This is a genomic window from Streptomyces sp. NPDC056480, assembly GCF_042795405.1.
Classification (GTDB): Bacteria; Actinomycetota; Actinomycetes; order Streptomycetales; family Streptomycetaceae; genus Streptomyces.
This window is the reverse complement of the sequence record NZ_JBHTSA010000032.1, coordinates 1-25717: the sequence shown is the minus strand read 5'-3', so window position 1 is coordinate 25717 and position 25717 is coordinate 1. Positions and strand designations below refer to the sequence as shown.

The window sequence follows — 25717 nt, the reverse complement described above, 5'->3', positions numbered from 1 at the left end:
AACGGCTCAGCCCGCCGAACCCGGGCTGCTGTGCCACAGCTTCCGTCCACTCGGAGTCCCTTCACCCGCCGGCTTGAGGTCGGCCCAGGGGTTCATCTCGTACCCCGTGGGCATCGTGATGCGCCGGCCGGAGTCGCCGCGACCGCCGGCGGGCGCGGCGTCGCCGTTCCCGTCGCCCGTGGCGGGCGCGGTCGGCTCGGCGGGTTCGGCGAGGCGCTCCCCCACCGCGTCCAGGCCGCCGGACGCCCGGAGTTCGACGAGTTCGGCGAGGTTCCAGGCGGCGCCGCCGACCACGCTGACGCTGCGCGGGCCGCGCCGCTGCACCACTCCCCTGACCAGCAGCAGCCAGGAGTGGAAGACGGTGTGGGCGCAGCGCTCGTGGGCGTCGTCGAAGAAGGCGAGGTCGACCAGGCCGGTGCCGTCGTCGAGGGTGGTGAAGATGACGCGCTTGCCGGAGCGGATCGGCGGGGTCTGGGTGGCGGCCTTGGCGCCCGCGACGAGGACGGTCCTGCCGTGCGGGGTCTCGCGGAGGCGCTGGGCGGAGACGACGCCGAGTTCGCGGAGGAAGGCGTGGTGGTCGCCCATGAGGTGGCGGGAGGCGTCCATGCCGAGGATGCCGAGCTCGGCGCTGAGGCGTTCCGTCTCGTCGAGGTCGGGCAGGCCGACGGGGGCGGTCTTCCCGCCCTGGGCGAGCGGGAGTTGACCGCCGTGGGAGGCGGCTCCCCGCTGGATGCGCCGGAGTTCGGTGAGGTGGAGGAGGAGGTCGCGGCGGTTGGCGCCGAAGGCGTCCAACGCGCCGACCTGGGCGAGCCGTTCGGCGACGGGGGTGCGGGGGCGGGCCCGTTCCCAGAAGTCGAGGAGGGAGGCGTACGGCTGTCCGGCCTCGATCCGCGCGCCCTCGGCCTCACTGATGCCGTGGACGTCGGTGAGGCCCAGCCGGAGCCCCCACCGAACCGTCGATTCAGACACCAGTTCGATACGGTGAGCGACCGCGGACCGGTTCACGTCCAGCGGCAGCACCGGCACCCCCCGCCGCCGCGCGTCCGCGAGCAGCAGCCGCTTGGGGTACATACCGGGGTCATGGGTGAGCAGCCCGGCGTAGAAGGCGGCCGGATGGTGCGCCTTGAGCCAGGCGGACTGGTACGTCGGTACGGCGAAGGCCACCGCGTGCGCCTTGCAGAAGCCGTACGAGCCGAAGGCGGCCACGATCTCCCAGGTGCGGGCCACGACCTCGTCCGCGTATCCGCGCGCCGAGGCCTCCCGGGCGAACCAGAGCCTGATCCGGCCCTGCGACTCCGGGTCCGAGAGCCCGCGCCGCACCTGGTCGGCCTCGTCGCGGCCGCAGCCGGTCATGATCCGTACGATCTCGATGATCTGCTCGTGGAAGACCACCACGCCGTACGTCTCCCGCAGCGTCTCCTCCAGGTCGGGGTGCGGGTAGCGGACGGGCGCGCGGCCGTGCCGGGCCTCGATGAAGGGGCGGACCATGTCGGCGGCGACCGGCCCCGGCCGGAAGAGCGAGATGTCGACGACGAGGTCGTGGAAGGTGGCGGGCTGGAGCCGGCCGACCAGGTCGCGCTGGCCCGGCGACTCGATCTGGAAGCAGCCGAGGGTCTCGGTGGAGCGGATGAGCCGGTAGGTCTCGGGGTCGCCCTCCGGGACCGCGTCGATGTCCGGGCGGGTGCCGGTGGCCCGCTCGACCTCGGCGACGGCGTGGGCCATCGCGGACTGCATGCGGACCCCGAGGACGTCGAGCTTGAGCAGCCCGAGGTCCTCCACGTCCTCCTTGTCGAACTGGGACATGGGGAACCCCTCGCCGCTGGTGGGCACCACGGGGGTACGGGCGAGCAGCGAGGCGTCCGAGAGCAGCACCCCGCAGGGGTGCATGGCGGTGCCGCGCGGCAGCGCGTCAAGGGCCTCGACCAGCTCCCAGAGCTTTCCGAACCTCTCTCGCTCGCCCGCGAGTTCGCGCAGTTCGGGCAGTTCGTCGAGGGCCGCGAGGGCGTCGCGGGCGCGGATGTGCGGGAAGGCCTTCGCGACCCGGTCGATCTCGGCCGGATCCATGGAGAGGGCCGCGCCCACGTCCCGTACCGCGTGGCGGACCCGGTAGGTCTCGGGCATGGAGACGGTGGCGACGCGCGCGGTGCCGAAGCGGTCGATGATCGCCCGGTAGACCTCGAGCCGGCGGGCGGACTCCACGTCGATGTCGATGTCGGGCAGGGCGGTGCGGCGCTTGGAGAGGAAGCGTTCCATCAGGAGGCCGTGCTCGACCGGGTCGGCGTGGGCGATGCCGAGGAGGTGGTTGACGAGGGAGCCGGCGCCGGAGCCCCTGGCGGCGACCCGGATGCCCATCTCCCGGACGTCGTCGACGACCTGGGCGACCGTCAGGAAGTAGGGGGCGAAGCGGTGGTGGGCGATGACGTCCAGCTCGCGGTGCATCCGGTCCCAGTAGGCGCCCCGCCTCTCGTACCCCTTGAGGATCATGCCGGCGGCGGCGCGGGAGGCGAGGACGCGCTGGGCGGTGCGGTGCTCGGCGCCGACGAGGTGCGGTTCGGGGAAGTGCGCGGAGCCGATGCCGAGGTCGTCCTCGGGGTCGACCAGGCAGGCGGCGGCGACCGTCGCGGTCTGTTCGAGGAGCCGGTGGGCGGTGTCCCGGCGGAAGCCGGCGGCCTCGACGATCCGTTCGGCGGCGGCCAGCATGTCGCCGGTCCCCTTGAGCCAGGCGGCGCCGCTGTCGAGCTCCTTGCGGGGGTCGACGGGGACGAGGCGGCGGGCGGAGTCGAGGACGTCGGCCACCGGGCCCTGGCCGGGGTCGGCGTACCGGACGGCGTTGCTGAGGACCGGCCGGACGCCCTGCTCGGCGGCGAGGCCGACGGTACGGGCGGCGAGCCGCAGGGAGCCGGGCCCGGTGCCGGAGCGCCCGTGGTCGACGGCCGCGAGGCGCAGCGCGTCGCCGTACCGGTCGCGCCAGGGCGCGAGCAGCCGGACGGCCCGGTCGGGGCGGCCGGCGGCGAGGGCCCGGCCGACGTCGGAGTCGGGGCCGAGGAGGACGAAGACGTCGTCGTCGCACAGGGCGGACCAGGGCAGCAGGGGCCGCTCCCCTCCTCCGGCGTGGGCGGCGGTGATCATCGCACAGAGCGAGGCCCAGCCGGTACGGGAGCGGGCGAGGAAGAGGGCGCGGGGCGCGGACTCGTCGACGAAGGCGCCGCCGCGGACGGGGACCCGCCGGATGTCCTGCGGGCCGCGGTCGGGGACCCGCCCGGCGCCCCCCGGGCCGCCGCCGGAGGCGGCTGCCGGCGCCTGCCCCGCGCCTGCTCCGGACCGCCCCGGTCCCGGCCCGGGCGCCGTCGCCTCGTAGGCGAGGTCCACGCCGAACAGGGGGCGGACCCCCGCCTTCGCGCAGGCCTTCGCGAAGCGGATCGTGCCCGCGAGGGTGTCGCGGTCGGTCAGGGCGAGCGCGTCCATGCCGCGCTCGGCGGCGCGTGCGGCCAGTCGTTCGGGGTGGGAGGCGCCGTAGCGCAGGGAGTAGCCCGACGCGGTGTGCAGATGCGTGAACCCCGGCATGGCGCGCCTCCCGGCTCCCGCATCGAAATCGTACGTACGTTCCCACCCCCTCGTTCCTCACCTTAGCCCATTTCGAACGTCCGTACGATAAGCGTGCCGGGCCGTCCTCCGGTCAGCCATTCGGGCGCATCCCACCTGCGGAAACGTCCCCTGCCCCAGAGCGTGGGGGCATGAGCCTCGTCGACGAACTGAAAAGCGCCGTCACCCCCCGAGCCGCCCTCCTCGTCGTCGGCGTCTTCGCCCTCCAGCTGCTGTTCATCACCTCGTACGTCGGAGCCCTGCACCACCCCAAGCCGAGGGACGTCCCCTTCGGCGTCGTCGCACCGCAACGGGTCTCCGCACAGCTCGTCGGACAGCTGGACCGGCTCCCGGGCGCCCCGCTCGACCCCCGTGCGGTCTCCGACGAGGCCACGGCACGGAACCAGATCCTGAACCGGGACATCGACGGCGCCCTGATCGTGGACCCCACCGGCCGCACCGACACCCTGCTCGTGGCCTCCGGCGGCGGCACCGTGCTCTCCTCGGCCCTGGAGACGATCCTCACCCGGGTGGAGGCGACCCAGCAGCGCACCGTACGGACCGTCGACGTGGCCCCCGCCTCGCCGGAGGACTTCGACGGGCTCTCGGCCTTCTACCTCGTCGTCGGCTGGTGCGTCGGCGGCTACATCTGCGCCGCGATCCTGGCCATCAGCGCGGGCTCCCGGCCCGCGAACCGGGAGCGCGCGATCATCCGACTCGGGGTCCTCGCGGTCTACTCGGTCCTCGGCGGGCTCGGCGGCGCGGTCATCGTCGGCCCGATCCTGGGCGCCCTGCCCGGCAGCGTCGCCGCCCTGTGGGGGCTCGGGACACTGGTCGTCTTCGCCGTCGGCGCCGCCACCCTCGCCCTGCAGTCGGTCTTCGGGATCGTCGGCATCGGCCTGGCGATCCTGCTCATCGTGGTCGCGGGCAACCCCAGCGCGGGCGGCGCCTTCCCGCTGCCGATGCTGCCCCCGTTCTGGAACGCGATCGGCCCCGCCCTGCCACCGGGCGCCGGCACCTGGGCGGCGCGCTCGATCGCGTACTTCAAGGGCAACGACATGACGGGCTCGATGCTGGTCCTCTCGGCCTGGGCGGTCGTCGGCGTGGCCGTCACCCTGGTGATGTCCTCCCTGAAGCGCAAGCCCGAGTCGGAGCCGATCGCGGACGAAGTCGACACCGCGAGCGGGGCGCGGATCCGCTGACGCCCAAAACCCCTGGCCCGCCCGCCCATCGGCCGTTACGTTCACGGGGCAGCACCGACCGTTCCCCGAACCGACAAGGCTCTCCGTGACTTCTGTCCGCCCCGCCCGTCCCGACGAACTCCCCGCCCTGGTCGAGCACCCCGGCGACCCCGAGCGCAACGCCGCCACCCGCGCGTACCTCGCCCAGCTCCTCGACAGCGCGTGCACCCGGCCGGAGTGGTGCCTGGTCGCCGAGGACGGCGACGGCCGGCTCACCGGCAGCGTGGTGCTGTGGACCATCCCGGGGCACGAGGTCCCGCTCGCGCTGGTGCTGTTCGAGGCGCCGGAGGACGCTCCGGAGACCGCTGCCGCGCTGCTCGACGCGGCCGCCGCCAAGGCCCGGGAACTGGGCGCGACGGAGCTGGAGCACGTCGTCGACTCCCCCGCCCAGGCCCCGCAGTTCCAGCGGAACCCGGAGCACCGGGGCGAGCTGCTGCGGGCGTCCGGTTACGCCGTGATCCGCGACGGCCGCAGGTTCAGCATCGGGATCACCGCCGCGACCGGCACCGCCGGCGCCGGACCGGAGTCGTCCGGCGGGCCGGACGGGCTGCCCGCCGACGACCCCCGGCTGACCTTCCGCTCGCTCGCCGAACTCGGCCCCGAGCCCTTCGTCGCGGTCCTCGCCGAGCTGCTCGCGGACACCGCCGACGCCCGCCTCGCGGCCGACGTACGGCAGCACGGCGCCCGGCGCGCGGCCGAGCTGCTCTTCGAGGAGACGGCCGAGCTGAAGCACGAGCCCGCGTGGTGGGAGCTCGGCTACGACGCGGACGGCACCGTCGCCGTGATCAGCCTGCCCGCAGAGAACCCCAGCGTGCCGGTCATCGGTTTCGTCGGCGTCGCCCCCGCCCACCGGGGCAAGGGGTACGCCACCTCGGTCGTGGTCCGGGGCACGCGGGTCCTGGCCGGGGCCGGGGCCACCGAGATCCGCGGGGACTGCGACGCCGCGAACGTGGCGATGGCCAAGGCCTTCGAGCGCGCCGGGTACGTGAACTTCGCCGACCGGCTGGAGTTCGCCCGCGCCCTCTGACGCCCTGCCCCTCTGAACGCCCTGCCCCCTCTGGACGCTCGGACCCCGCGGCCTCTGACGCGGTCCGCGGTAGGACGGTGCCGCCCCGTGCGAGGAAGCACGGGACGGCACCGTCCTGCCGCGGCGGACTACCGGCCGTAGTACGCCCGGGTCATCAGCTCCTTCATCTCGTCGATCATCGGCATCCGGGGGTTGGCCGGCGCGCACTGGTCGGCGTACGCGTTCATCGCCTGCTGCGGCAGCGCCGCGAGGAAGGCCGCCTCGTCGACGCCCTCCTCCTGGAAGGAGGCGGGGATGCCGCACCGGGTCCGCAGTTCCTCGACCGCCCGGGCGTAGGACTCCACGCCCTCCTCCGGGGTCGCGGCCGGCAGGCCGAGCGTCCGCGCGATCTCCTGGAAGCGCTCCGGGGCCCGGTAGACCTCGGCCTTCGGCCACGGCACGGCCTTGTGGGTGACGGTGCCGTTGTGGCGGATCACGTGCGGGAGCAGCAGCGCGTTGGTGCGGCCGTGGGCGACGTGGAAGGTGTTGCCGAGGGTGTGGGCCATGGCGTGGACGAGGCCGAGGAAGGCGTTGGCGAAGGCCATGCCGGCGATGGTGGAGGCGTTGTGCATCCTCTCGCGGGCCTCGGGCGCCCTCGCGCCCTCCGTCACACAGGTCTCCAGGTTCTGGAAGATCAGCTTGATCGCCTGGAGGCACTGGCCGTCGGTGAAGTCGTTCGCGTAGGCGGAGACGTACGCCTCGGTGGCGTGGGTCAGGGCGTCGAAGCCGGAGTCGGCGGTGACCGTGGGCGGCAGGTGCAGCGGCAGGGCCGGGTCGACGACGGCCACGTCCGGGGTGAGGGCGTAGTCGGCGAGCGGGTACTTCTGCGCAGCCTCCGGGTCGGAGATCACCGCGAAGGGGGTGACCTCGCTGCCGGTGCCCGAGGTGGTCGGGATCGCGACGAGCCGGGCCTTCTCGCCGAGCTTCGGGAAGCGGTAGGCGCGCTTGCGGATGTCGAAGAACTTCTCCTTGGTGTCCGCGAACTCGACCTCGGGCCGCTCGTACATCAGCCACATGATCTTCGCCGCGTCCATCGGGGAGCCGCCGCCGAGGGCGATGATCGTGTCCGGGCGGAACGCGCGCATGGCTGCGGCGCCCGCCCGGACGGTGGCGAGCTCCGGGTTGGGCTCGACGGAGTCGATGACCTGGAGGGCGACCGGCTCCTCGCGTCCGTTGAGGATGTCGGTGACCTTCTGGACGAAGCCGATCTCGCCCATGGTCCGGTCGGTGACGATCGTGACCCGCTTCAGGCCCTCCATCTCGCCGAGGTAGCGGATGGCGCCGCGCTCGAAGTAGATCTTCGGCGGGACCTTGTACCACTGCATGTTGGTGGTGCGCCGTCCGATCCGCTTGATGTTGATCAGGTTGACCGCGGTGACGTTGTCCGAGACGGAGTTGTGCCCGTAGGAGCCGCAGCCGAGCGTGAGGGAGGGGAGGAAGGAGTTGTAGACGTCGCCGATGCCGCCGAAGGTGGAGGGGGCGTTGACGATGACCCGGATCGCCTTGACGCGCCTGCCGAACTCCTCGGCGAGCTCCTCGTCCTCGGTGTGGATGGCGGCGCTGTGGCCGAGGCCGTGGAACTCGACCATCCGCGCGGAGAGTTCGAGGCCGTGCTCGGTGGAGTCGGCCTTGAGGGCGGCCAGGACCGGGGAGAGCTTCTCGCGGGTGAGGGGCTCGCCCTCGCCGACCTCGGCGCATTCGGCGAGGAGGACCGAGGTGTTCCCGGGGACCTCGAAGCCGGCCTGTTCGGCGATCCACTGGGGTGACCTGCCGACGACGTCCGCGTTCAACTTCGCTCCGGCGCAGTCGGTTGCGTAGGCGGTGGTGCCGAAGACGTACTCCTCCAGCTTGGTCTTCTCTGCGGCGGTGACGACGTACGCGCCGAGGCGTTCGAACTCGGCGATGCCCTCCTCGTACACCTCCGCGTCGAGGATGACGGCCTGCTCGGAGGCGCAGATCATGCCGTTGTCGAAGGCCTTGGAGAGCACGATGTCGTGGATCGCGCGCTGGAGCCTGCCGCTGCGGGTGACATAGGCGGGGACGTTGCCCGCGCCGACGCCGAGGGCGGGCTTGCCGCACGAGTAGGCGGCTTTGACCATGGCGTTCCCGCCGGTGGCGAGGATGGTGGAGACGCCCTCGTGGTTCATCAGGAGGCCGGTGGCCGCCATGGAGGGCTCCTCGATCCACTGCACGCAGCCGGCGGGCGCGCCGGCGGCGACGGCGGCGTCGCGGACGATCCGGGCGGCCTCGGCCGAGCATCGCTGCGCGGAGGGGTGGAAGGCGAAGACGATCGGGTTGCGGGTCTTGAGGGCGATGAGCGCCTTGAAGACCGTGGTCGAGGTGGGGTTGGTGACGGGGGTCATCGCGCAGATCACGCCGACGGGTTCGGCGATCTCGGTGATGCCGTTCAGCTTGTCGCGGCGGACGACTCCGGCGGTCTTCAGGCCGGCCATCGAGTGGGTGACGTGTTCGCAGGCGAAGAGGTTCTTGACGGCCTTGTCCTCGAAGAGGCCGCGCCCGGTCTCCTCGACGGCGAGCTTCGCCAGGTCGCCGTGGGCGCTCAGTGCGGCGAGCGAGGCCTTCTTGACGATGTGGTCGACCTGCTCCTGGTCGAAGGTCTCGAACCGGTCGAGCGCCGCGAGGGCTTCCCGCACCAGTACGTCCACCGTCTCCTCGGTCTCCATGGCAGGCACTCCTTCGTGGGTCCCTTTTCTCTGATGTCTCCATTCGACACCCGATGACCTGCGAGAAGGGGCGCTGAAGGGCCTGCCGGGAGGGGCCGGAAGTCCCTTTGTGAACGCATTCACAAAGGGACTCCGGGCCGTGTGTCCCGGGTCGGCTAGAAGACGCTGACCCCGTACGCGCTCAGCGCCTCCGTCACGGGCTGGAAGAAGGTCGTCCCGCCCGTGGAGCAGTTGCCGCTGCCGCCCGAGGTGAGGCCGACGGCACGGCTGCCCGAGTAGAGCGGGCCGCCGGAGTCGCCGGGCTCGGCGCAGACGTTCGTGCGGATCAGGCCGGAGACGATGTCGCCGCCGCCGTAGTTCACGGTGGCGTTGAGGCCCGTCACGGAGCCGCTGTGGATGCCGGTGGTGGAGCCGCGGCGGGTGACGGACATGCCGACGGTGGCGTTGACGGCGCTCGTGATGTCCACGTTGCCGACCGTGCCGGACTTGGTGACGGAGGTGTTGGTGTAGCGCACCAGGCCGTAGTCGTTGCCCGGGAAGCTGGACCCGGCGGTGGTACCGAGGACGGTGGTCCGGGAGGAGTTGGAGTACCAGGTGCCCGCGCCGTCGGTGCAGTGTCCGGCGGTCAGGAAGTAGTAGTTGCCCGCGCCGTCCCGGACGTTGAAGCCCAGCGAGCAGCGCCAGCTGGTGGCGTAGATCGCGTCGCCGCCGGATATCAGCTTGCTGAACTTCCCGGGGGTGCGCTCGATCCGGATGGCGTCCGCATGGGCGCCGGCCTGCCGCTTGATCTTCGCGAGTTCGGCCTGGTCGACGGTGGAGTCGGCGGTGACGACCAGTTTGCCGGTGGCGGTGTCGGCGTACCAGGCGGTTCCGGCCACGTCCGCGGCGCGGACGGCGTCGCCGGTCGCCGAGAGGGCGGCGGCGTCGAAGGTGCGGGTGCTCTGTGCGGTGTCGGCGGTGCCCGCGCTCGCGGTGGGGGCGGCGAGCGCGGCCGCGGCGGCGAGGCCTGCCGCGACGGCGAGCAGCCGGACGGTTCTCGTGGGGGTGGTGCGCATGGTCCTCACTTCTGTTCCTCCCGAGGGGAATCGGGGGCCCGCCGTGGGGTGCCGGGCCCGTGAGGCGCGGCCCGGGGCCGGCGCTGTGGGGGAGTCTCGGGCCGTACGACTTCGCGCCGCAAGGGCGCGATTCGGCCGTACGGCCCTGGACTTACCACCGGTTCGGGGCCCCACCCGACTTCCCACCCGACTCGACTTCCCACCGGTTCGGCTCCCCGCCGGTTCGGCTTCCCACCGATTCACCCGAGTCGAGAGGTCAGACCTCGCTCAGCCGCCGCTCCCCCGCCGCGACGGCGGTGTCGAGCGTGTTCCCGGGCGGCGGGAACGGGCAGATGAAGTGGTCGGCGAAGGCGCACGGCGGCAGCAGCGCGCGGTTGAGGTCGACCGTCACCGAGCCGTCCGCCGCCGGGGCCGCCGGGCGCAGGAAGCGGAAGCGGTAGCTGTCCCGGCCGCTGGTGGCGTCCGCGAAGACCGCCCACAGGGAGCCGTCGTCCTCGACGGCCACCTGGAGGGTGTGCTCGCCGCCGTGCAGTTCGAAGACCAGCTCCCCGGAGAGCCCGAGACCGCGCTCGCGGCCGTCGGCGTTCTCCACCCGCACGCTGCGCGTCCGCTCGTAGGGCCGGAAGACTCCGGGCACCACCCAGCGCTCGTCGTACGGGGTGGCCTCGATGCCCCGGAAGGCGGTACGGGCCTCGGAGCCGGGGTCGAAGTCCCGTACGGCCCAGAGCCCTTCGCGCCGCAGCACCACGAGCCGCCGGCCCGCCGACTCGACGCGGGACTCGTGGATCGGGCCGTGGTCGGCGGTGAGCCGGACCGTGCCGGTGAAGGGCTTGTCGTCGACGGTGATCCCGTCCTCGGCACGGGCGCTGAGGAGCACCTCGTCGCCGTCCTCGCGCCACTCCCCCGGAACGGCCGGAATTCGCCCCTCCGGGAAGTCCGAGAGCCAGTGGGTGCCCGTGAGGGAGAGCGGACCGTACGAGGAGGAGACCGCGGCCTCCCGCTGCTCGTGCCAGTGCTGCCACTCCTGCCGGGCTCCGGCCCCCGCGTCCGTACCCGGGTCGCTGTCGTTGTCCGTGCTCATGGTGCTCAACCTTTCCATACGGGCTCGGGAAGCCCGAGGTGCGACCGGAGCGTCGTGCCGGAGTACTCCGTACGGAAGACGCCCCGCTCCTGAAGCAGGGGGACGACCCGGTCGACGAAGTCGTCGAGGCCGCCGGGGGTGAGGTGGGGGACGAGGATGAAGCCGTCGGCGGCGTCCGTGGCGACGAACTCCTCCAGGGCCGCCGCGACCGTCTCCGGGCTGCCGACGAAGGACTGCCGGCCGGTGGACTCGACGACCGTCTGACGGATCGACAGGCCCTTGGCCTCGGAGAGCGCCCGCCACTTCCTGGCCACCCCGACCGGGTCGGCGACCCGCACCCGCCCCTGGACCAGGGTCGAGTCGGGATCGGGGTCGACGTCCGGGAGCGGTCCGTCCGGGTCGTAGCCGGACAGGTCGCGGCCCCAGATCTGCTCCAGGGCGAGGATGGCGTTCTGCGGGGAGACCTGCTGACGGCGGATCTCACCGGCGTGCTCCTGCGCCTCGGCGTCGGTGTCCCCGAGGACGTACGTCACCCCGGGCATGATCTTCAGATCGCCGGGCTCCCTCCCGTACCGGGCGAGCCGCGCCTTGACGTCGGCGTAGAACTCCCGGCCGGCCTCCAGGGTCGAGTGACGGGTGAAGATCACGTCGGCGGCCGAGGCCGCGAACTCCCGGCCCTCGGTGGAGTCGCCGGCCTGGATGACGACCGGGTGACCCTGCGGCGGGCGCGGGACGGTGAACTCGCCCTCGATCCCGAACTGCGGCCCGCTGTGGACGAAGGGCCGCTGCCGGCCGTCCGGGGTCCAGGAGTCCCACAGCTCCCGGGCCGTGGCGAGGAACTCGGCGGCCCGGGTGTAGCGGTCGGCCCGGTCGAGGTAGCCGCCGCGCCGGAAGTTCTCGCCGGTGAAGGCGTCCGAGGAGGTGACGACGTTCCAGGCGGCCCGGCCCGCGCTGAGGTGGTCGAGCGAGGCGAGCCGACGGGCCAGTTCGTACGGCTCGTTGAAGGTGGCGTTGACCGTACCGGCCAGGCCGAGCCGGTCGGTGACGGCGGCGAGCGCGTTCAGGACCGTGATCGACTCGGGCCTGCCGACGACGTCGAGGTCGTGGATGCGGCCGTTGTGCTCGCGCAGCCGCAGCCCCTCGGCCAGGAAGAAGAAGTCGAACAGACCGCGCTCCGCGGTCCTGGCGAGATGCTCGAAGGAGGAGAAGTCGATCTGCGAACCGGAGCGCGGATCGGCCCAGACGGTGGTGGAGTTGACGCCGGGGAAGTGCGCGGCAAGATGGATCTGCTTCCGGCCCGGAGCCGTACTCATGCGCGTGCTCCCGTCGTCACCCGTGCATCGGCGGCGTACTGGCTGACGGGGCGGGCGAGCCCCAGGTGGTCGCGGAGGGTGGTGCCCTCGTAGGCCGTGCGGAAGAGCCCGCGGTCGCGCAGCCGGGTGACGGTGCCGGCGGTGAACCGCTCCAGGTCCCGCTCGGGCACGGCCGGCACGAGGTGGAAGCCGTCGATGGCGCCGCCGCCGTGCCAGCCCGCGATCAGTTCGGCGAGCGCCCCGGGCCCGCCCTCGTACGCGTCGAGGTCGACGGTCGCCGAGAGCAGGACGCGCAGCTGTCCGGGGTCCCGGCCGTGGGCGCGGGCCCCCTGCCGCAGTTCGGTGCGGAGGGCGGCGGCCTCCTCGGCGGAGGAGGCCCTGATCAGGGCCACGTCGGCATGGTGGGCCGCGGTGTCGCGGGCGGCGGGGCGGGTGGCGTCGACGACGGTCACCGGGTTGCCCTGCGGGGGCCGGGGGACGATCGAGGGGCCCTTGACCGAGAAGGTCGCGCCCTGGAAGTTCACGTGGTGCAGCTTGCGGCGGTCGACGAACCGCCCGGTCACCACGTCCCGTATCTCGGCGTCGTCCTCCCAGCTGTCCCACAGTTTGCGGGAGACCTCGGCGACCTCCCCGGCCTCCTGCCAGAGTTCGGCGGTGGGCGGTGCCGGGCGGCGGCCGAAGAGCCTGGCCTCGGCCCCGGTCGGGGAGACCGCGATCCGCCAGCCCGCCCGGCCCCGGCTCACCCAGTCGAGGGTGGCGACGGCGGCCTGGACGTGGAAGGGCTCGGTGTGGGTGGTGGTCACGGTCGGCACGAGGCCGATGGAGCGGGTCTCGGGGGCGACCCGGGCCAGGACGGCGAGCGCGTCCAGGCCGGGCCGGGTGAAGGAGTCGTCGTGGGTGAGGAGGTCGAGCCCGGCGGCCTCGGCGAGCCGGGCGAGCGCGACGGTACGGGCGCCGGTGCCGGCGACGGCGGGTGCGGCGGCCCGGGCGGCGGCGGAGGCCAGGGTGGTGCCCGGGACGTCACCGGCGCCCGGGGCGAGTTCGGCGGCGAGGTGGAGCGTTCGGCTGCTGGTCATGCGGTCTCTCTCGAAGCGACGTGGAGCGGACGGAGCGCGGTCAGTTCTTGGTGCGGGGCAGTCCGGGCGGGTTGATCTCGGACTTCGTCACGGACTCGCTGTCGAGGCCCCAGCGCTTGAGGACCTGGGCGTAGGTGCCGTTCTCGACGATGTGGTCGATCGCTGCGGCGTAGGCGGCGACGAGCCCGCTGTCCTTCTTCGTGGTGGCCGCGATCTTGCCCTGGAGTCCGGCGCCCGCCCCGGAGAACTTGCCGACGATCTCGGTCTGTCCGGCGGAGAGCACGTGGTAGGCGGCGACGGGGTTGGGCCCGAGGTAGCCGTCGATCCGGCCGGACTGGAGCGCCAGGTAGTAGTCCGAGGTGTTCTGGTAGTACTTGATGTCGACCGGCTTGCGGCCGGCCTTCTCGTTCTGCGCGGACCAGTCGACGAGGATCTTCTCCTGGTTCGTGCCGGAGCCGACGGCGATCGCCTTGCCCGCCACGTCCTCGGGGCCCTTGACCGTCCAGCCGGAGCCCTTCTTCGCCTCGAAGGCGAGGTCGTCCAGGCGGTAGGTGGCGAAGTCGTACTTGTCCTTGCGCTCCTCGGTGACGGTGACGTTGGAGAAGACGGCGTCGTACTTGCCGCTGTCGAGGCCGACGAAGAGGTTCTCCCACGAGACCGGGTTGAACTCGGGCTTCAGTCCGAGGGCGTCGGCGACCAGGGTCGCGAGGTCGACCTCGACGCCGATCAGCGTCTTGTCGTCGGTGGCGTGGAAGGCGAGGGGCGGATTGCTCGTCGCGGAGACGCCGAGGATCAGGGTGCCTCTCTTGCGGACGGCCTCGGGCAGCTTCGCGGCGAGTGCGTCGACCTTGGGGGTGTGGACGCGGTTCTGCTCGGGGCTGAGGTTGATGCCGTTCGCGGCCTTCTTCGCCTCGGGCTTGGCCGCGTCGAGGGCGGCGTCACCCGAGCCGCAGGCGGTGAGGACGCCGAGGGCGGCGAGCGAGGCGAGGGCGGCGAGGACGGTGCGACGGGTCTTCATGGCAGTACTCCTAAGAGAGAAGGGACGGGGCGGTCAGAGGACCTTGGAGAGGAAGGCGCGGGTGCGTTCGTGACGGGGGCTGTCGAGCACCTCGGCCGGCGGCCCCTGCTCGACGATCCGGCCCTCGTCCATGAAGACCACGGTGTCGGCGACCTCGCGGGCGAAGCCGATCTCGTGGGTGACGACGATCATGGTGGTGCCGGAGGCGGCCAGGTCCTTGATGACGTCGAGGACCTCGCCCACCAGCTCGGGGTCGAGCGCGGAGGTCGGCTCGTCGAAGAGGAGCAGGCCGGGTTCGAGGGCGAGCGCGCGGGCGATGGCGACCCGCTGCTGCTGTCCGCCGGAGAGCTGCTTGGGGTACGCCTCCGCCTTGTCGGCGAGCCCGACGCGTTCGAGCAGCGTCCGGGCCGCGGCCTCGGCCTCCTTGCGGGGGCGCTTCAGGGCCGAGACGGGGGCCTCGACGATGTTCTCCAGGACGGTGAGGTGCGGGAAGAGGTGGAAGTTCTGGAAGACGAAGCCGATCCGGGTGCGCTGCTTGAGGATGTCCCGCTCGCGCAGCTCGTAGAGCTTGTTGCCGGAGCGGCGGTATCCGACGAGGGTGCCGTCGACGCTGACGGTGCCGCTGTCCACCTTCTCCAGGTGGTTGATGGTCCGCAGGAGGGTGGACTTGCCGGAACCCGAGGGACCGAGGACGACGGTGACCTCCCCGGCGCGGACGTCGAGGTCGATGCCGCGCAGGACGTGGAGGGGGCCGAAGTTCTTGTGGACGGACCGGATCTCGACCTTGGCGGTGGTGGTGGCCCGGGCTTCGGCGGGCGGGTCGGCGGTGACGGAGCTCATCGGACGCTCCCCTTCGCGTAGTGGCGTTCGACGTAGTGCTGGACGACGGAGAGCGCGGTGGTGAGCAGGACGTACCAGGCGGTGGCGACCATCAGGAGCGGGACGACCCGTCCGTTGCGGCCGTAGACGACCTGGACCTGGTAGAAGAGTTCGCCGATCGCCATGACGGAGACGATCGAGGTGCCCTTGAAGAGCGAGATGATCTCGTTGGCGGCGTTGGGCAGGATCGAGCGCATCGCCTGCGGCAGGACGATCCGCCGCACCTGCCGGAGCCGCGGGATGCCGAGGGAGGCCGCGGCCTGCAACTGGCCCTCGTCCACGGCGAGTACACCGCCGCGGACGATCTCCGCCGCGTAGGCCGCCTGGTGCAGGGCGAGCCCGAGGACGGCGGCGCTCATCTCGCCGACCAGGCCCATCGTGTCGAAGGAGAGGAAGCTCGGCCCGAAGGGGATGCCGATGCTCAGCTCCTTGTAGAGATAGGCGAGGTTGAACCAGAAGAGCAGCTGGACGATGAGCGGGATCGAGCGGAAGGCCCAGATGTAGCCGAAGGCGACGGACCGCAGGAACGGGCTGTCCGACAGGCGCATGAAGGCGAGCACGATGCCGATCGCGAAGCCGAGGGCGGTGCCGTAGAAGGTGAGCTGGAGGGTGACCCAGACGGCCCGGAGGACCGTCTCGGTGGTGAAGAACGCGGCGAAGACGTCCCACTCCCAGCCGGGGTTGGTGACGAGCCCGTGGACGAACTGGACGAGCAGGACGGCGGTGACGACGACGGCCACCCAGCGCCAGGGGTGCCGCACGGGGACGACCACGAGCTCGGGGCCCGCCGCGGGTTCCTTCACGACGGCTCTGGTGGCGGGCGGATCGCTGGTGAGAGACATGGCGGTTCCTCGGAAAGGGGTCGGGCGGCGGGAGGGGGAGGAGAGGTGGTCAGGCGCTCAGCGGGGCCGGGAGCCGACACGCCCGGTCACGCAGGAACGTCAGCGCCTCCCGCGCGGTGACGTCGTTCTGCCGGAAGGCGACCCCGCCGGTACGGGGCCGGGTGAAGGCGCTGTCGGTCCGCGCGGTGGTGTGCGGACCGAGCGCGAAGCGGCGCGGGTGCGGACGTCCGTCGAAGTCGAGGACCCGGCCGTCGACGGGGTCGACGACGAGGAGGCCGCTGGCGGTGGCCCGGGCGCCCTCCTCGTGCAGGGCGCGCAGGAGCGGGCTGCCGGTGAGTTCGAGGGTGGGGTCGGGCAGCCGGGCCTCGACCAGGGCGCGTGCCTCGGTCCACTCCCCGGGTACGGCGGCGGACGCGGCCCGGAAGACTCCGCGCTCCTCGTCGGCCTCGACGGCGATCTGGGGGCCGAGGAAGCGGACGACGCCGGCGCGCGAGAGGGCGAGGAGCTGGCGCAGCCGGGGGCCGGGCGGCCCGGAGGCGAGGTAACTGAAGAAGCCGTGCCACCAGTCGCCGGTGTCGATGCGGTTTCCGAGCCTGAGGAGCTGTCCGTAGACGGAGAGCAGGCCGGCGAAGACGGCGGCGTCGGAGCTGTGGGCGGGGTCGTGGCGGCGGGTCAGGTCGTCGGTGATGTAGTCGCGCAGACCGTGCTGGAGGGCTTCCTTCGAGGCGAAGCGGATGCCGTCCAGGGGGTGGTCGAGGGCGTCCAGGTCGAGCCGGTCGGCCGGGTCGGGGACGGCCGCGGCGACGACGGCGGCGAGTTCGGCGCCGCGCGGCGGCGCCGCCGCGTAGGCCCGCTCGAAGTCCTCCCACGCGAGCGCGGTCCGCTCCGGGTGGGTGGAGAAGAGCCGGTGGTAGTGGGCCCAGCCGAGTTCCTTGTCGACCAGCGGCCACACGTCGCGCCGGAAGTCGAGCGGCCCGTTCCTCCGCAGCAGGGCGTCGGTCTGCCCGGGGCCGAAGAAGCGGGGCAGCGGGGGCCGTTCGCCTTCGAGGGCGTAACCGATCTTCGAGTGGTACGGGACGCCCCGGCGCGATCCGACGTGCAGCACCGGTTCCTTGCCGGAGGGCACGTAGACCAGCGCGTCGCCCTCGCCCTCGTACCGTCCGCCGCGACCCTCGGTGAGCAGCACCATCAGGTCGACGAAGGCGAGCCCGAAGCCGCGGACGAGGACGGGCTCGCCGGCGGGCAGCGCGGTCAGGTCGGTGTCGGCGGTGAAGTCGGGCGGCAGGTGGACGAGTCCGTGGCGGGCGGCGAAGCCGGCGAGGGCCCGCTGCTCCGGGTCGGGCTCGGCGTCCAGGTGACCGACGGTGAGGACGACGAGGTCGGCGAGGAGGGGCACGGCGGAGCCCTCCAGCCAGACCCGCTGGCGCCCCTCGCGCGGGCCGCCGATCCGCAGGGCGCTGGTGCGGTGCTCGTGGACGGAGACCGTGGCGGGCAGCGCGGCCCGGGCCCGCTCGAACACCCAGCGCAGGTAGGCGCCCTGCTGGGTGCGGGTGGGGAAGGTCCGGCCCTCGATGCCGGCCCACTCCGCGACGGTGGGGCCGGGGCGTACCGGGCCCGCCAGGTCCACGGTCTCGTCGGTGAACATGGTGACGTCCTCGGCCCTGGAGTTCATCCAGAGCAGCGGGGACTGCGCGGTGCGCCAGATCCGGCCGGGGCCCGGCGGGTGCGGGTCGACGAGGTGGAGGTCGAGGGGGCGGTCGCCGTACAGCTCGGGCAGGTTGGCGGCGAGCCGTTCGAGGAAGCCGGTCCCCCGCGGCCCGGCGCCCACGATCACGATCGACGGATTCGTGCTCATCGCGCACCCGCCGTACCGCGGGCGTAGTGGCGCTCGACGTAGTGCTGGCCGAGGCTGAGGACGGAGGTGACGGCGACGTACCAGAGCGTGGCCACGAGCAGCAGCGGAATGACCTCGTACGTGCGGTGGTAGACGAGCTGGGTCGAGTAGAGCAGGTCCTGGACGGCGATCACGGAGACGATCGAGGTGCCCTTGAGGGTGCCGATGAGCATGTTCCCGGCCGGCGGGACGATGGCCCGCATGGCCTGCGGCAGCACGATCCGGGAGAGCCGGCGCCACCTGCCGAGGCCGAGGGACTGGGCGGCCTCGAGCTGGCCGCGGTCGACGGAGAGGATGCCGCCGCGCACGACCTCGGCGGCGTAGGCGGCCTCGTGCAGGGTGAGGCCGATGACGGCGACGGACACGGGGCCGAGGAGGTTGACCGTGCTGACGCCGAGGATCTGCGGGTAGAGCGCGCCGATGTTGAACCAGAAGAGCAGCTGGACCAGGATCGGGGTGGACCGGAAGAACCACACGTATCCCCAACTCACCGCGCGCAGAACGGGGTTGTCGGAGAGTCTGAGCACGGCGAGCAGGGTGCCGAGGACGAAGCCGAGCACCATGACGAGGGCGGTCAGCCACAGGGTGAGGCCGAGTCCGCGCAGGACGGACGCGGAGGTGAAGTACTCGGCGACCACGTCCCACTGGAAGGCCTTGTTGCGGACGACCGAGACCAGGCCGAGGGCGAGCAGGACGAGGACGAGGACCGCGGCGGTCCACTGCCCGGCGCGGCGGGCGGGGACGATGCGGGGCGGTGGTTCGGCCGGTGGGGCCGTGGAGGGGGTTTTGACCAGGGTCGCGGACATACGAAGACTCCGTGGATGCCAGAGGCGGATCGAACACGGGGTGCGCCTTCACACGCGGTGAGCACGGAGCCGGGCCCCTCAGCCCGATCCGCCCTTCGAGGCTATGCGGTCAACAGGCCCCGTTGTCAAGGGTGTCCGCACTGTGAGCCGTACGTCTCATCGCGGTTGACGCGGGAACGGATGCCTGTTCCACTGTGGCCATGCATTCGCAGCAGCTGGTCACGCGCTCCCACATCGACTTCGGTCGCGTGTGGTCCTCCTCCTGTTGAGCCGACCCTCTGCTCGGTGAGCCGGCCTCCGGCTCCGCCCCGTCCGCGTGCTGTTCTCCGCGGCGCCTTCACATCCAGGCCCCTCGTGGTGCCTGAGCTCTCCCCTCCCCTCGCTCTGCCGCGCCGCCCTCCTTCGTTCTGAAGGGCTGCCCTCCTTCGTCCTGAAGGACCGTCATGACCTTCGCGTTGTCCGTGCACCGGACCACGACCACCGACCCCCTGGCGCGCCCGCTCCTCGACGAGCTGGCGTACGAGTACACGACCCGGTACGGCTCCGCGCACGATCTGAGCCGCTACCCGGCGGAGGAGTTCGCCCCGCCCCACGGCGCCTTCCTGCTCCTCCTCGAGCAGGGCCGGCCCGTGGCGGGCGGCGCCTACCGCCGCTACGACGACGACACCGCCGAACTGAAGCGGATCTGGACCCACTCGGCGCACCGCAGGCGCGGACTCGCCCGCCGGGTCCTGACCGTGCTCGAACGGGAGGCCGCCGCCCGCGGCTACTCCCGCCTCTATCTCACGACCGGACCGCGCCAGCCGGAGGCCAGGGGCCTCTATCTGGCGAGCGGCTACCGCCCGCTCTTCGACGTGTCCGCCGATCCCGAGTCGATCGGCCCGCTGCCGTTCGAGAAACTCCTGGAGAACCCGAAGCCATGACCACGCGCACGCGTCCCGGCACCGCACGCACCGCCCTCGTCTTCGCCCTGATCACCGGCGCCGCCCTCACCCTGACCGCCTGCGCGGGCGGCGATCCCGCGACGGCCCCGGCCGGCGCCTCGGGAGCCCCGGGCGCCGCGAAGGGCGCGCTCCCGACGGAGGACGTGGTGTCGGCGGTGAAGAGGAACGAGGCGGCGGCGAAGCTGCTGCCCGCCGACGTACGGCAGCGGGGCAGCTTCACGATCGCCTCGTCCGTCGCCACCCCGCCCAGCTCGGCGTACCTGCCCGACGGGAAGACGGTCGTGGGGGTGGACGCCGACTTCGCCGCGGCCGTGGCGAAGGCCCTCGGCCTGGAGCTCAAGCGCGAGGTGGTCGGGTTCGAGGCGATCCTGCCGGCGCTCGGCAGCGGCAAGTACGACGTCGGCACCGGGAACTTCGGCGTGACCGAGGAGCGGCGCAAGGCCATCGACTTCGTGACCTACATCAACGACGGCCAGGGCTTCGCCAGCCGCGCGGACAGCCCGCTGAAGGCGGTCACCGACCTCACTCAGCTGTGCGGTCTGAAGGTGGCCGTGAACGCGGGCACCACCTTCGAACGGACCCTGGAACAGAACAAGGGCCGGTGCGCGGAGGCGGGCAGGAAGCCGTACGAGGTGAACGTCTACAGCGAGACCGGGGCGATCTGGATGTCGCTCCAGCAGGGCCGCAGCGATGTCGTGATGAACACGATCAACGGGGTGCGGTACGCGGTGACGCAGCAGAAGAACGTGAAGTTCCTCAACGAGTACCGGCGGCTCGACGTCGGCTTCGCCTTCAAGAAGGGCACGCCGCTCGCGCCCGCCTTCCAGGCCGCGGTGAACGGCCTGAAGGCGGACGGGACGTACGACCGGATCCTGCGGAAGTGGGGCGTGACGGGGTCGGGCATCGCCACGTCGCAGATCTCCCCGCCGGAGATCCCGGCGCCGAAGAAGTAGCGGGCACGGCCCCGGTCGGCCGACGGTCCGTCAGCAGCCGTCGCAGGGGCAGCAGCAGTCGCAGTTGCCGCAGCCGGGGTCGCAGTCGCAGTCCCGGCAGCAGCCCTCGCGCTTCTTGCGGGACCAGGGGCCCTCGTACTCCTTGGCGCAGCAGATCTGGCAGGTGCAGAAGAGCCAGGTGAACATGGCGCACCCGGCGAGGAAGCCGCGCGGCTTGGGTGCCTGCGGGGCACCGCCGCCGAACTGCGGCGGCAGCCCACCGAATCCGCCGGAGCCACCGGACCCACCGGACCCACCGGACCCACCGAATCCACCGGATCCGCCCGGGCCGCCCCCGTACGGGTTCCCGCCACCGCCGCCGTGGGGCTGGTACGGGCCCGGTGCCCCGCCCGCGTACGGATTGCCCGGCACCGGTCCCCGGCCCTGGTCCTGACCCTGGCCGTACCCCGGTCCCTGCCCCGCCCCCGGCGCCCCGTGCGCGCAGGTCGTCGTGCCGAAGGCGCGGTCCACCGAGGTGCGCAGCTCGTGGGCGAGCAGGACGTGCGCCAGCTTGTCGTCGGCGAACTCGGCGTCCTTCAGCGCGAGGCGGATGCCGTGCAGGGCGTCGTCGGCGAGCCGGCGGGCCTCCTCCCGGGACGTGCCGGTCGCGGTGAGCGGGTTCCAGGCGCCCTTCTCCGCGTCGGCGGTCTGGTCCTCGACGGCGTCGAGGAGGTGCGCGAGGCGGCCGAAGAGCCGGCCCGCCTCGGCGAGCGGCTCCGCGTTCCCGGGCCGTCCGGCGAGGACGGCGGTGTGCGCGAAGGCCGCCGCGGTGGCGGTCTCGGTCGGTTCGGTGACGGTGAGCAGGGAGGTGCCGGGCCCGGCGAGGGCCTCGATCCCGGTCTGGCGGTCGACGGCGTCCACGAGGACGGCGGTGTCGAAGCCGAGGGCGCGGCCGGTCCTGGCCCCCGCCTTGTCCCAGGAGCGTGCGACGCGGCGGGCCGCGGCGGCGGCGGGCCGCCGGGCCAACAGCCCGTCCCGGTCGGCGACGTGGTCCCGGACCTTGGCGGAGGCGAGGACGAGCGAGACGGCGGCGGCGAGCCGGGCGCCTTCGCCCCTGGCGACGGGAGCGGTCCGCATGGCGCGCAGCGCGCAGGGCCCGGCGGTGCGGCGGCCGGCCTCCGTGACGCCGGTCTGAGCCTCCGTCAGAACGGAGACGATGAGTCCGTCGTAGTTGGTGACGACCCGGGCGAACTGGCCGTGGTCGGCGCGAAGTGCCAGGCAGAGGCCGCAGAGATGGGCCATCCACTCGGTCTTGAGCCCGTCGGTGAGCCGATGGGTGCAGGGTCTGACGATTCCGAACATGGACTCCCCCGTGAGTCGTGAATCTGGGCCGGGCTATGGACCGCCGGACGGCCTCGCGGCATCGTAGCGAGCGGGTCCGTTCACCCGTACGCGCCCATCGTCACCCTTGTGGCCCGACTTTCATATTTTCAGCTACATGGCCCTCCCTCAGGCCCCGCATACCGCAAGTTTCCTGACGAATCGCCAGTAAACGGTGCTCACGTTCTGCACCAGTACCGTCACGAATCCCCTGCGCGCCGACTATCCACTTGGCGCGCGATCCGCATCATGAAGGACGATAGGGATTGCGGAACCACAAGTGACCGCGTGAAAGGAGGCGTCCATGGGATCGGTGCGCAAGGCGAGTGCCTGGCTGGGCCTCGTCGAGGACAACGACGAGCGTTACTACGACGACGAGTACGCCGACGGTGCCGAAGGCGGCGACGCCTGGGTGACGGACCCCCGGGTCCGGGTGGCCACGGACACCGCCGAGGACCGGGGCCGGCGCATCGCCACCGTCTCCCCCGACGGCTTCCGGGACGCCAGGGGCATCGGCGAGCTCTTCCGGGACGGTGTTCCGGTGATCGTGAACCTGACCGCGATGGAGCCGAACGACGCCAAGCGCGTGGTCGACTTCGCCGCCGGTCTCGCCTTCGGACTGCGCGGCTCGATCGAGCGCGTCGCGACGCGGGTCTTCCTGCTGACCCCCGCCGACACCCAGATCGTCACCGGTGAGACGGGTCGCCGCCAGCAGGACGGTTTCTTCAACCAGAGCTGAGCGGGTCCGCCGGTCGGCCGGGCACCCCGAGGGATCGGGTCAGTGCACCGGACGCCCCGAGCCGGCGGGCTCGATCGCTTCCCGGGTCGCGGGCACTCGCGGCTCGGACGGGTCGGCGGGCTCCCGTGCCTCCGACGGCTCCGAGGACCGCGCGGCCCCCGTCGGCCTCGACGGCACCGGCGCGGACCGGACGGGCTCGGACCCGGCCGTCTCGGACGGAGCCGGCTTCGACGGCACCGGCCGCTCCGCCTCCGGAACACCCTCGGACCTCGCCTCCTCCGGATCCACCGGGCACTCCATCACCCGGGGCAGGCGCCGGGCCATCGCCGCGCCGAGCAGCAGCAGCCCCGCGCTCACGAAGAGCGTGATGTGCAGCCCGCTCACGAAGGCGTGCCGGGCCGCCTGGTGCAGCGCGCCGCCGGCCGCGCCGCCGAGCTGTTCGGCGACCTGGTAGGCCTCGCCGAGCGAGTTCGCGGCGGCCCGGCTCGCCTCCGCGGGCACCCCGGGGACGGCGGCGAGCCCGGGGGCGTACGCCGCGTTCATCACACTGCCGAGCAGGGCCGTGCCCATGCCCGCGCCGAGCTGGTACGAGGTCTCCCCGATCGAGGCCGCCGCACCCGCGCTCCGCTGCGGCGCCTCGCTGAGCATCGACTCGTACGCCGAGAAGAGCGTGGTCTGCAGGCCGAAGCCGAGCAGCACGAAGCCCACCGTGAGCAGCAGCGGCCGGTCGTGCTGCCCCATGAAGGTGAGCAGCAGCACGGCGGCGGCGGTGAGGACGAAGCCCCAGCCGACCATCCGGCGCGGTCCGATCCTGCGCAGGGTGTACGAGCCGGTGGCGCCGGCGGCCATCGCGGCGAAGGTGAGCGGCAGCAGCCGCAGCCCGGTCTCCAGCGGGCTGAGGCCGAGGACCAGCTGGAGGTACTGGACGGCGATGAGCTGCAGGCCGACCAGGGCCAGCATCGCGAGCACGATGCAGCCGACCGAGGTCGTGAAGGCGGCCCGGGAGAAGAGCCGCATGTCGATCAGCGGGTGGGGCCGTCGCCTCTGGCGCCGTACGAAGAGGACGAGGAGCGCGGCGCCGAGCAGCAGGGGCGCGGCGGTCGGGAGCGCGACGAGCGGTTCGCCGGCGCCGGCCCGCTTGACCCCGAGGACGCAGCCGAGCACACCGGCGGCGGCCATGAGCGCGCCGAGGACGTCCCAGGGTCCGTCGACGGCCCCCCGGGACTCGGGGAGGAGGCGGCGGCCGAGCGGCAGGATCAGCGCCATCAGCGGAATGTTGATGAGGAAGACGGAGCCCCACCAGTAGTGCTCGACGAGGAAGCCGCCGAGCACGGGCCCGGTGGCGGCACCTATCGCGGCGACCGCCGTCCAGATCCCGATGGCGGTGGCGCGCTCCCGCCGGTCGGGGAAGACCGCCCGGAGGATGGAGAGCGTGGCGGGCATGATCATCGCGCCGCCGACGCCGAGGAGCACCCGGGCCCCGATGAGGACCGAGGGCTCGGTGGCGAGCGCGGCGACCGCCGAGGCGATGCCGAACAGCGCGTATCCGAGGAGCAGGATTCTGCGCCGTCCGACCCGGTCCCCGAGGGTGCCGAAGAGGATCAGGAGCGAGGCGCAGATCAGCGGGTAGGCGTCGACGATCCAGAGCAGCGAGGTGGCACTGGGGCGCAGGTCCTCGGTGAGCGAGGGGATCGCGACATGGAGGATGGTCGCGTCGAGCGCGACCACGAGAAGGCTGACGCAGAGGACGACGAGGACGACCCAGCGGTTGGCTCCGCCGCCGGCTGCGGCACGCGGTCGTGCTGGGGCCGTGTTCGTCCGCGACATGTACGTACCTCCCAGTGAAGCTCTCGCGCTCGGCGGGCCCCGACCAGGGCTTATGCCCCTGGGGCGGCCCGGCATCGACGGGCGAGTGAGCCGTCAGCGTACGCGAGTTCAAGGCCCGAGCGCGTGGTGCAGCTCTCACCCCGGCGGGCCGCGCGGTGTGGTGTACGCCACTCGGGGCGGCCCGTGCGTCGCATGGAATTCCGTACGGACACCTGTTTGAAGCAATTCCCCCGCGTTCAAACACTCTTCCGGAAACGACTCCCCGACAATAGGGCGGAAGGTCATCGGATTTCCCGACGGACGGCGGGAATAGGTCACCGACTGAGACCTACTCCACATCACATCAACATCACGAACAGACCGGAACGACCGGGTCTGCTACTCACTCCCTGTAACGTCGATTCGGTGCGTACCGACATCTTTGCCCGGCTGGACCGGGAGCCGGAACCGCCGAAGATAGAGGTCCCGCGGATGACCCGCACGCGTCTCGCCCTCTTCGGCGGGACGTCGGCGTTCTATCTCGCCATGGTCGTCGCCGTGCTGCTCTCGACGTGGCTGGTGACCCTCGACTGGAAGATCATGCTCTTCCGGCCCTATCAGCAGTGGCCGGAGATCCACGGCTTCCTCGACTACTACGTCGTCCTCGGCCAGCGCGGCCCCACGGCCGTCATGGTGGCCGCCTGGCTGGGCTGGCGCTCCTGGCGCCAGCACACCCTGCGGCCCCTGCTCTGCCTCGGCGCCGCCCTCCTGCTGCTCAACGTCACGGTCGGCGCGGTCAAGCTCGGGCTCGGCCGCCTCGGCCCCCACTACGCGACCGAGGTCGGCTCCGCCGAGCTCTTCGCGGGCGGCGACATATTCCCCTCGGGTCACACCGCGAACGCGGTCGTGACCTGGGGCATCCTCGCCTATCTGGCGACCACCCCGAGGGCCAGGCGCTATCTGTCGGCGCTCTCCGCCGTGGTCGCGCTCGGCGTCGGACTCACCACGGTCTACCTGGGCACGCACTGGCTGAGCGACGTCCTCCTGGGCTGGGCCGCCGGACTGCTGATCCTGCTCGCCCTGCCCTGGTGCGAGCCGGTCCTCGCCGTGGCGGAGTCGTGGATCCTCGCCCTGCGCGACCGGGTACGGGACCGGCTGCGGGACCGCCGCCGTCTGGTGCCCTCGCTGCCCGTGGCCTCCGGAGGACCCCGCCCGGGGTACTTCCCGCAGCGTCCGCCCGGCTCCGAGGAGCCGGTCCGCGGGCCGGCGGGAGTGGCCGGCGGCCGCGCTCCGGCGACCCGCGCGGGAGTGGCCGGCAGCCGCGCCCCGGCGACCCGCGGCTGACCGCGAGCACCCGCCCCACGCATACGGAAGGGCCC

Annotated in this window: 19 protein-coding genes; 6 read left to right on the top strand and 13 right to left on the bottom strand. The window is 72.5% G+C overall.

Annotation, left to right across the window (positions count from 1 at the left end):
* Positions 1 to 6: 6 nt before the first annotated feature.
* Positions 7 to 3564, bottom strand: a complete 3558-nt coding sequence (locus tag ACFQ79_RS16680) for a DNA polymerase III subunit alpha (protein WP_383583838.1) — start codon at positions 3562 to 3564, stop codon at positions 7 to 9.
* Between the two features lie 170 nt (positions 3565 to 3734).
* On the opposite strand from ACFQ79_RS16680, the gene ACFQ79_RS16675 reads away from it, so the two are divergent.
* Both ACFQ79_RS16675 and ACFQ79_RS16670 read left to right on the top strand, forming a co-directional pair.
* Positions 3735 to 4784, top strand: coding sequence for a DUF3533 domain-containing protein (locus ACFQ79_RS16675; RefSeq protein ID WP_383583836.1), 1050 nt, complete (start codon positions 3735 to 3737; stop codon positions 4782 to 4784).
* Between the two features lie 85 nt (positions 4785 to 4869).
* Positions 4870 to 5850 (top strand): GNAT family N-acetyltransferase, encoded by a 981-nt coding sequence (locus ACFQ79_RS16670; RefSeq protein WP_383583834.1) that lies wholly within the window; start codon positions 4870 to 4872, stop codon positions 5848 to 5850.
* A gap of 128 nt (positions 5851 to 5978) precedes the next feature.
* On the opposite strand, the gene adhE is transcribed toward ACFQ79_RS16670, so the two are convergent.
* The 10 genes from adhE to ACFQ79_RS16620 all read right to left on the bottom strand — a co-directional run bounded on the left by adhE (position 5979) and on the right by ACFQ79_RS16620 (position 18537).
* Positions 5979 to 8573, bottom strand: a complete 2595-nt coding sequence (adhE, locus tag ACFQ79_RS16665) for a bifunctional acetaldehyde-CoA/alcohol dehydrogenase (RefSeq protein ID WP_383583833.1) — start codon at positions 8571 to 8573, stop codon at positions 5979 to 5981.
* Positions 8574 to 8728: 155 nt separating this feature from the next.
* Positions 8729 to 9628 (bottom strand): S1 family peptidase, encoded by a 900-nt coding sequence (locus ACFQ79_RS16660; RefSeq protein WP_383583831.1) that lies wholly within the window; start codon positions 9626 to 9628, stop codon positions 8729 to 8731.
* 256 nt (positions 9629 to 9884) lie between these two features.
* Positions 9885 to 10709, bottom strand: coding sequence for a DUF1684 domain-containing protein (locus ACFQ79_RS16655; RefSeq protein WP_383583829.1), 825 nt, complete (start codon positions 10707 to 10709; stop codon positions 9885 to 9887).
* Between the two features lie 5 nt (positions 10710 to 10714).
* A complete protein-coding gene (locus ACFQ79_RS16650; protein ID WP_383583827.1) occupies positions 10715 to 12022 on the bottom strand; it encodes an NtaA/DmoA family FMN-dependent monooxygenase in 1308 nt (435 codons plus the stop codon).
* Positions 12019 to 13098 (bottom strand): LLM class flavin-dependent oxidoreductase, encoded by a 1080-nt coding sequence (locus ACFQ79_RS16645; protein WP_383583825.1) that lies wholly within the window; start codon positions 13096 to 13098, stop codon positions 12019 to 12021. The genes ACFQ79_RS16650 and ACFQ79_RS16645 overlap by 4 nt, the downstream gene beginning before the upstream one ends.
* Before the next feature lie 40 nt (positions 13099 to 13138).
* On the bottom strand, positions 13139 to 14116 hold the full coding sequence (locus ACFQ79_RS16640) for an ABC transporter substrate-binding protein (RefSeq protein ID WP_383583823.1): 978 nt from the start codon (positions 14114 to 14116) through the stop codon (positions 13139 to 13141).
* A 33-nt stretch (positions 14117 to 14149) separates the two neighbouring features.
* Positions 14150 to 14956: an amino acid ABC transporter ATP-binding protein gene (locus ACFQ79_RS16635; protein ID WP_383583821.1), complete on the bottom strand. Its 807-nt coding sequence runs from the start codon at positions 14954 to 14956 to the stop codon at positions 14150 to 14152.
* Positions 14953 to 15837: an amino acid ABC transporter permease gene (locus tag ACFQ79_RS16630; protein WP_383583819.1), complete on the bottom strand. Its 885-nt coding sequence runs from the start codon at positions 15835 to 15837 to the stop codon at positions 14953 to 14955. The genes ACFQ79_RS16635 and ACFQ79_RS16630 overlap by 4 nt, the downstream gene beginning before the upstream one ends.
* A gap of 49 nt (positions 15838 to 15886) precedes the next feature.
* Entirely contained in the window at positions 15887 to 17692 is a 1806-nt protein-coding gene (locus tag ACFQ79_RS16625; RefSeq protein WP_383583817.1) for an FAD/NAD(P)-binding protein, read from the bottom strand.
* Positions 17689 to 18537: an amino acid ABC transporter permease gene (locus ACFQ79_RS16620; RefSeq protein ID WP_383583815.1), complete on the bottom strand. Its 849-nt coding sequence runs from the start codon at positions 18535 to 18537 to the stop codon at positions 17689 to 17691. Before ACFQ79_RS16620 ends, ACFQ79_RS16625 begins: the two co-directional genes overlap by 4 nt.
* 443 nt (positions 18538 to 18980) lie before the next feature.
* Here ACFQ79_RS16620 and ACFQ79_RS16615 point away from each other — a divergent pair, with 443 nt between their 5' ends.
* Positions 18981 to 19460, top strand: coding sequence for a GNAT family N-acetyltransferase (locus tag ACFQ79_RS16615; RefSeq protein ID WP_383583813.1), 480 nt, complete (start codon positions 18981 to 18983; stop codon positions 19458 to 19460).
* Positions 19457 to 20434 carry an ABC transporter substrate-binding protein gene (locus tag ACFQ79_RS16610; RefSeq protein WP_209494045.1) on the top strand — a complete coding sequence of 326 codons (978 nt, stop codon included), beginning with the start codon at positions 19457 to 19459 and terminating at the stop codon, positions 20432 to 20434. Before ACFQ79_RS16615 ends, ACFQ79_RS16610 begins: the two co-directional genes overlap by 4 nt.
* Before the next feature lie 30 nt (positions 20435 to 20464).
* On the opposite strand, the gene ACFQ79_RS16605 is transcribed toward ACFQ79_RS16610, so the two are convergent.
* On the bottom strand, positions 20465 to 21775 hold the full coding sequence (locus ACFQ79_RS16605; protein WP_383583809.1) for a DUF5685 family protein: 1311 nt from the start codon (positions 21773 to 21775) through the stop codon (positions 20465 to 20467).
* 322 nt (positions 21776 to 22097) lie between these two features.
* Between ACFQ79_RS16605 and ACFQ79_RS16600 the strand changes: the two genes are divergently transcribed.
* Positions 22098 to 22532, top strand: coding sequence for a cell division protein SepF (locus ACFQ79_RS16600; protein WP_030315727.1), 435 nt, complete (start codon positions 22098 to 22100; stop codon positions 22530 to 22532).
* Positions 22533 to 22571: 39 nt separating this feature from the next.
* On the opposite strand, the gene ACFQ79_RS16595 is transcribed toward ACFQ79_RS16600, so the two are convergent.
* On the bottom strand, positions 22572 to 24359 hold the full coding sequence (locus ACFQ79_RS16595) for an MFS transporter (RefSeq protein WP_383583806.1): 1788 nt from the start codon (positions 24357 to 24359) through the stop codon (positions 22572 to 22574).
* Positions 24360 to 24764: 405 nt separating this feature from the next.
* Here ACFQ79_RS16595 and ACFQ79_RS16590 point away from each other — a divergent pair, with 405 nt between their 5' ends.
* Positions 24765 to 25682, top strand: coding sequence for a phosphatase PAP2 family protein (locus ACFQ79_RS16590; RefSeq protein WP_383583803.1), 918 nt, complete (start codon positions 24765 to 24767; stop codon positions 25680 to 25682).
* Positions 25683 to 25717: the final 35 nt, after the last annotated feature.

What these genes read in the sequence shown, in the direction of transcription:
- ACFQ79_RS16680 (WP_383583838.1), bottom strand. Translation starts at nt 3,564, where the DNA reads ATGCCGGGGTTCACGCATCTGCACACCGCGTCGGGCTACTCCCTGCGC.
- ACFQ79_RS16675 (WP_383583836.1), top strand. Translation starts at nt 3,735, where the DNA reads ATGAGCCTCGTCGACGAACTGAAAAGCGCCGTCACCCCCCGAGCCGCC.
- adhE (WP_383583833.1), bottom strand. Translation starts at nt 8,573, where the DNA reads ATGGAGACCGAGGAGACGGTGGACGTACTGGTGCGGGAAGCCCTCGCG.
- ACFQ79_RS16660 (WP_383583831.1), bottom strand. Translation starts at nt 9,628, where the DNA reads ATGCGCACCACCCCCACGAGAACCGTCCGGCTGCTCGCCGTCGCGGCA.
- ACFQ79_RS16655 (WP_383583829.1), bottom strand. Translation starts at nt 10,709, where the DNA reads ATGAGCACGGACAACGACAGCGACCCGGGTACGGACGCGGGGGCCGGA.
- ACFQ79_RS16650 (WP_383583827.1), bottom strand. Translation starts at nt 12,022, where the DNA reads ATGAGTACGGCTCCGGGCCGGAAGCAGATCCATCTTGCCGCGCACTTC.
- ACFQ79_RS16645 (WP_383583825.1), bottom strand. Translation starts at nt 13,098, where the DNA reads ATGACCAGCAGCCGAACGCTCCACCTCGCCGCCGAACTCGCCCCGGGC.
- ACFQ79_RS16640 (WP_383583823.1), bottom strand. Translation starts at nt 14,116, where the DNA reads ATGAAGACCCGTCGCACCGTCCTCGCCGCCCTCGCCTCGCTCGCCGCC.
- ACFQ79_RS16635 (WP_383583821.1), bottom strand. Translation starts at nt 14,956, where the DNA reads ATGAGCTCCGTCACCGCCGACCCGCCCGCCGAAGCCCGGGCCACCACC.
- ACFQ79_RS16630 (WP_383583819.1), bottom strand. Translation starts at nt 15,837, where the DNA reads ATGTCTCTCACCAGCGATCCGCCCGCCACCAGAGCCGTCGTGAAGGAA.
- ACFQ79_RS16625 (WP_383583817.1), bottom strand. Translation starts at nt 17,692, where the DNA reads ATGAGCACGAATCCGTCGATCGTGATCGTGGGCGCCGGGCCGCGGGGG.
- ACFQ79_RS16620 (WP_383583815.1), bottom strand. Translation starts at nt 18,537, where the DNA reads ATGTCCGCGACCCTGGTCAAAACCCCCTCCACGGCCCCACCGGCCGAA.
- ACFQ79_RS16615 (WP_383583813.1), top strand. Translation starts at nt 18,981, where the DNA reads ATGACCTTCGCGTTGTCCGTGCACCGGACCACGACCACCGACCCCCTG.
- ACFQ79_RS16610 (WP_209494045.1), top strand. Translation starts at nt 19,457, where the DNA reads ATGACCACGCGCACGCGTCCCGGCACCGCACGCACCGCCCTCGTCTTC.
- ACFQ79_RS16605 (WP_383583809.1), bottom strand. Translation starts at nt 21,775, where the DNA reads ATGTTCGGAATCGTCAGACCCTGCACCCATCGGCTCACCGACGGGCTC.
- ACFQ79_RS16600 (WP_030315727.1), top strand. Translation starts at nt 22,098, where the DNA reads ATGGGATCGGTGCGCAAGGCGAGTGCCTGGCTGGGCCTCGTCGAGGAC.
- ACFQ79_RS16595 (WP_383583806.1), bottom strand. Translation starts at nt 24,359, where the DNA reads ATGTCGCGGACGAACACGGCCCCAGCACGACCGCGTGCCGCAGCCGGC.